The following is a 3,015-nucleotide window of genomic DNA, read 5'->3' as shown; positions in this document are numbered from 1 at the left end:
GTAACGGCTACCGTCTCAGGATGCTGGCTTGGAAAAGCTTAAGTGTTTGATCGCGTTGATCTCAGTCAGCGCATCGGGCACATAGTGCGCCACGGGGGCGCGCTCATATGTTCCCTCATTGCTGAGCCTTGCGCCGTTACTGCCGAGCGCCGTGCGTGTCGATCGTGTTGGCCGTGTCAGGACTGCGTCCTCATCTCGATGCCGGTCTACAACAAAATCGATAAAGGCTCGCACAGCCTGAGTGATGAATGGCTGGCCCGAGTACAGCATCCAGACTGTGCGCTCGTTGCTGTCGAGCCGGAAATCGCGTAGCAGGGTTACCAACGATCCTTCGGCCAGCTCCCGCTCCACAAGCACGTTCGCAATGCGCGCAATGCCCAGGCCGGTGACGGCAGCGCTTTTGACCGCCAGCAGGCTTCGGGTCATCAGGATCGGGTCGAACGGAACGCGGTGCGTCCCGTTGAAGTCCCTGAATTCCCAATAGCGGTTTGGCGCTTCCGATGCCAGCAAGATGTCGTGTTCGGTCAGGGCCGCGGGCGTGGCCGGTTGACCTCGCCGCGCGATGTAAGCTGGCGCTGCGACGACCACGTCGTGCATGCGGACCAGCGGCCTGCATACCATTGAGGAGTCGCGTAGTCGCTGTTCAGCCGTGAAGCAAAGATCATAATTCTCCGGCGCGATCTCGTTGATCGTTTCGTACTCGGTGACGTCGAAAGACACGTGCGGGTGCTCCGTGCGAAACGCGGTGAGGATCGCCGCGAGCTTGCCTTGCGAGAACGAAGCGGGCGACCCGATCCTGAGGCATCCCACGGGGTGGGTGGTCGTCGAAAGAATGCGCTGCTCCATTGCTGTCAATTGCCTGAGCAGATCCTGGCAGCCTTCGAAATACGCTTGGCCCGCAGTCGTAAGTGCAACTCTCCGGGTCGTGCGATTGATCAGCCGGATACGCAGATGCTTTTCGAGCGTTGCTACGCTCCGTGTCACCACCGCGTTCGATATGCCGAGTTGGCGTGCTGCGTCGGCGAAGTTCAGGCATTCCGCGACTTTCGAAAAAATGCGCATCGAATCGAGCTGATTCATGACTTGTCATCCAGGGTCAACAACATTGCTGCTAGCTTGCATCAGTGTTGTTGACGAAAGACGAACCGGTTGATTACAAAATTGATATCTCGGCTAGAAGACGTGCCGCAAAGCGACGCGGCTGACGAACTGGTTCTGGGTTGACGACGGTGCGTCGGCGCCCGGAATAAAGGCTCCGTTGAGCGGCGCGGCCGAAGCGGAAACGTTCGAGACGTGCTGATACATACCCTGCACGTAGACGTCCGTCCGGGTCGACAGATTGTAGTCCAACATCAGGCCGAACTGATTCCACTTGGGCTTAGAGTCTCCGGCGGTACTGTTGAAATGACCCATCGTGTAGGTGTACATTGCCCCCGCGAATAGATCCTTGGCGAACTGGTATTTGAAGTTTGCTTCGAAGTTATCGAATTTCAGTGAGCTTGCTGTGTTGGCAAAATTGCCGACGTACACGGATCCCGTAGCATTGTTCAGGTCGGTATGCGAGTAGACCAGTCCCAGTGTGGCCGCGGACCCGATCGTATAGTTGACTCCGCCGCCCCAGACACGCTCCCGGCTCGCAAAGAAGTTAGTGTCGTTGGTGGCGAGCGAGCCGCCCGTGGTGCCGCCCGGGTTGTTGATCTGCATGTAGGCTGCCGCGACTGTCAGCGGTCCGGCTGCGTACTGTGCGCCGAGGCTATACGCGCGGTTGTTCGCAAAACCGCCCGCCTGATTGCTGAAACCGTACAAGCCGCCGAAGGTGAACCCGCCGTAGTTATGGCTGGCGTACTTGACCGAGTTATTGAGGCGGAACGAGTTGTCGGTGTTGTCGTTATCCAGCGGGTGAGACATCAGGTAGCCCGCCCAGTTTCCGTTTGCCGTCAGCGGCGCGAGGTAATCGACAACCGAGTCGTACTGCCGCCCAAGGGTGACCGTGCCTAAGTTCGCGGAACTCAGGCCCACGTACGCCTGCCGACCGAACATCCGCCCTCCCTGGTTGAGGTTTCCAGTGTTGACGTCGAAACCATTCTCTAGCTGGAAAATTGCCTTCAGTCCGCCGCCCAGATCCTCCGACCCCTTGAGGCCCCACCGGCTTCCCTGAGCGTACCCGCTCTGCAGTTCCTCGTTCGAATGGCCGCCAACGTTACTCGTGTAGTTGAAGCCTTCATCTATCACGCCGTAGAGCGTTACGCTGCTCTGCGCGAAGCTCGAAAGCGGACAGGTGAGCATGCCCATAGTCGCGCCCGCGAACAATAGTTTTTTCATTTCGGTTCCCTTGGATGAACGTTGGTTTAATCATGCGGCACGGATCTTCGACGTCATACATCGAGGTCAGCGCGGCACGCCAGGGGAACTTTATGATCGTCATAATTTGCGGCGACATGCAATTCTCTGTTGTGAAAATTGCGTGGTATCGGACCCACTATCGGAGGATCGCGTGCTGAATAGATCGCGCAGATAACAGCCTTGTAATCGCGGTGTCAGCGTTAGGACAGGGCTGGTTGCGCAGAATGAAGTCCTGCTCATCATCACCTTAGGACGATGAGGCACAGGCTTCAATCATGGTGACTGGAGCCACATTCCGCGAGGTCTGCTTATTATGAAAAACCTTATCTGCGCAATACTGGCTGCTGTTCTGATCGTTCCGGCTATATCGTTCGCGCAAACTACCAACGCTCCCATTACGCGTGCCAAAGTACGCGCCGAACTCGTTCAATTGGAACAAGCGGGCTATCAACCTGCCGCACGGCAGAATCATTATCCCGATGAGATCCAAGCGGCTGAGGCACGTTTGCACGCAGCGAACGGCGCTTACGCCTCATCTGACGGTGTACGCGTAAACGGTTCGGCAGGTGGCCCTGCATCAATGCCGGTTGTTCCGACGAACTAGGCTACGCAGCCTACAAGGATGTTTTGAACCAATGGTTCAAAACACGGACCGGTGTTCAGGATCCAGAT

The 3,015-nt window shown here is 57.2% G+C and carries 3 protein-coding genes; 1 reads left to right on the top strand and 2 read right to left on the bottom strand.

The window, feature by feature from the left end:
• Positions 1-15: 15 nt before the first annotated feature.
• Together JWR14_RS17495 and JWR14_RS17490 are read right to left on the bottom strand one after the other, a co-directional pair.
• Positions 16-1,080 carry a LysR family transcriptional regulator gene (locus JWR14_RS17495; protein ID WP_299709172.1) on the bottom strand — a complete coding sequence of 355 codons (1,065 nt, stop codon included), beginning with the start codon at positions 1,078-1,080 and terminating at the stop codon, positions 16-18.
• A gap of 93 nt (positions 1,081-1,173) precedes the next feature.
• The gene (locus tag JWR14_RS17490) at positions 1,174-2,322 is read right to left on the bottom strand and encodes a porin (protein WP_299709169.1); all 1,149 of its coding nucleotides are present in this window, start codon (positions 2,320-2,322) and stop codon (positions 1,174-1,176) included.
• A gap of 334 nt (positions 2,323-2,656) precedes the next feature.
• On the opposite strand from JWR14_RS17490, the gene JWR14_RS17485 reads away from it, so the two are divergent.
• Complete coding sequence (locus JWR14_RS17485; protein ID WP_299709166.1) at positions 2,657-2,947, top strand: DUF4148 domain-containing protein; 291 nt, start codon at positions 2,657-2,659, stop codon at positions 2,945-2,947.
• Positions 2,948-3,015 lie beyond the last annotated feature (68 nt).

Source organism: Caballeronia sp., from assembly GCF_028292365.1.
Classification (GTDB): domain Bacteria; phylum Pseudomonadota; class Gammaproteobacteria; order Burkholderiales; family Burkholderiaceae; genus Caballeronia.
Note: the sequence above shows the minus strand (reverse complement) of the source record. Positions and strands in the feature narration are given on the sequence as shown.

Excerpts from the sequence above, each read along its gene's own strand:
- JWR14_RS17495 (WP_299709172.1), bottom strand. The coding sequence starts at position 1,080 with ATGAATCAGCTCGATTCGATGCGCATTTTTTCGAAAGTCGCGGAATGC.
- JWR14_RS17490 (WP_299709169.1), bottom strand. The coding sequence starts at position 2,322 with ATGAAAAAACTATTGTTCGCGGGCGCGACTATGGGCATGCTCACCTGT.
- JWR14_RS17485 (WP_299709166.1), top strand. The coding sequence starts at position 2,657 with ATGAAAAACCTTATCTGCGCAATACTGGCTGCTGTTCTGATCGTTCCG.